The sequence below is a fragment of the Mesorhizobium sp. M7A.F.Ca.AU.001.01.1.1 genome (assembly GCF_004022735.1).
Lineage (GTDB): Bacteria > Pseudomonadota > Alphaproteobacteria > Rhizobiales > Rhizobiaceae > Mesorhizobium > Mesorhizobium ciceri.
On sequence record NZ_RZPF01000979.1, the window covers coordinates 1 to 1,802 of the forward strand.

Consider the following 1,802-nt stretch of genomic DNA (forward strand, 5'->3'; position numbering starts at 1 on the left):
GCCCTTGTGAACAACCCTGCCCTCGCAGACCACTTCGCCGGTCTTCGGCGTGATGGGACGCGTCAAATTCACCTTGAACTCCGCCGTCGTATAGGCCTCGCCCTTTTCGAGCAGCGTCTGCACGGCACAGGCCAGTGCCGAATCGAGCAGCGTCGCCGCCCAGCCGCCATGCACGCTGCCCAGCGGGTTGAGATGGCGCTCGCTCGGCATGCCACGAAAGACAGCGCGCCCTTCCGAGACTTCGGTGAGAGTGAAATTCAGCTGGAAGGAAATCGGCGGCGCCGGATACTTGCCGTCGACGATGCGCTGCAGCAATTCCAAACCGGTGTATTTCAGGATGTCGGCGTGCGGAATGGTGCCGAGGCCGAGCGGTGAGACCCGGCCAGGATAAAGTTCGACTTCGCTCATGTGAGGATTTCTCTGGCTGCGTCCTCGCCAGCTATGGCCTTGCCGCGTGCGTGATGTTTGCGCAAGGCGGCGAGGAAGCCGGTACGAGCGTCCGGCGGCTCGATGCCGCGCGGCTCATAGACGTGGCGGTTGAAGAAGAAGCCGGTGAGCCGGAAGGCGTCGTCGACATCAGCCGCATCCGCGCGCAGGCCGGAGCCGCGCTGCAGGAAGGCCGGCAGAGCCAGCATCCTGTCGCGCCATGGCAAACCGGCTTCGCGCGATACCGCGCGTCCCGACTTCGGCGAAACATAGGCCAGGTCCTGTCGCGTGCCGGTGGCGGCGCATTGGCTGAGATCGAGGCCGAAGCCGAGTTCGTCCAGCACCAGAAGCTCGAAGCGCGCCACCAGTTCTCCGGCAACGTCGGCGTCGTCGAGATGGACGATCATCACGGCAAGCGTTTCGTAGAGACCTTCATGCGCGTCGCGCTCGGGCAGCAGGCGCAGATGCGCGGCCATGGTCTGCAAGCCGTAGACGGCGACGGCGCTGTCCATCAACCGGGCAGCATTCATCTCGATCGCTTCGGCCTGGAACGTGCCGAGATGTTCATCAAGGCGCGCACGCCACAACAGGTCGACGCGATTGCCGGGCTGGAGGACGGGCTGCTGTTTGCGCGAACGGCCGCCGCGAACAAGGCCGAGATGACGGCCATGCGCTCGCGTCAGCACCTCGAGAATGGCGCTGGTTTCGCCATGCTTGCGGGTGCCGAGAATGATTCCCTCGTCGCGCCATTCCATTTCAGGAGCTTTTCACCGATCGGGTGGCGAAATCAAGGTATGGGCTTGGCTCCTGGGTAACTCTCACACCAATGCATAAAAAACCGCCCGCAGCGATGTGCTGCGGGCGGGCTGGTGAGGTCAGTCGATCTGCTAGAAATTGCGCTGGAAGCGGACGATGCCGCCGACGCTGCTCTTCTTGTCGGCCTTGGTCCAGTTGTTGAAGTCGAAGTCGTCGAATTTTCCTGCATTGAGGTAATCGACTTCAGTCGTGACCGTAAAGCCGGGCACAATGGTATAGGCAACGTTGGCAGCGACGCCGAGGTTCTTCCAGTCGTCATAGGAAATCTGGGCGTTGAACGAGGTCTTCTCGTTGAACTTGTAGGTGCCGCCACCCCAGACTGCCCAGTTACCGCCCCACGGCTTGTATTGGGTACGGCCTGTGCCGAAGTCGTTGATGTTGTCGTTGGTGCCGTAGCCGCCCATGACGAACAGCGTCAGTTCCTTGCTGACGTTGACGTCCAAACGGACCTTGCCGGCCACTTCCTCATAGTTGCTGTCATAGGCCACGACGCCAGTGATCGCACCCCAGTCGCCCTTGTACTTCAAGCCGCCGACGACATGCGGAACATAGCTGTCGAT

3 protein-coding genes are annotated in these 1,802 nt (G+C 61.9%); all 3 read right to left on the reverse strand.

The window, feature by feature from the left end; translation table 11 throughout:
* The coding region (locus EN884_RS34795) for a PaaI family thioesterase (protein WP_164895382.1) at positions 1-408 on the reverse strand (408 nt) is incomplete at its 3' end.
* Positions 405-1,181, reverse strand: coding sequence for a DNA repair protein RecO (gene recO, locus EN884_RS34800; protein WP_013532580.1), 777 nt, complete (start codon positions 1,179-1,181; stop codon positions 405-407). The genes recO and EN884_RS34795, both read right to left, overlap by 4 nt.
* Positions 1,182-1,313: 132 nt before the next feature.
* Positions 1,314-1,802: porin (locus EN884_RS34805; protein WP_164895383.1), on the reverse strand; the 489-nt coding region annotated here is incomplete at its 5' end.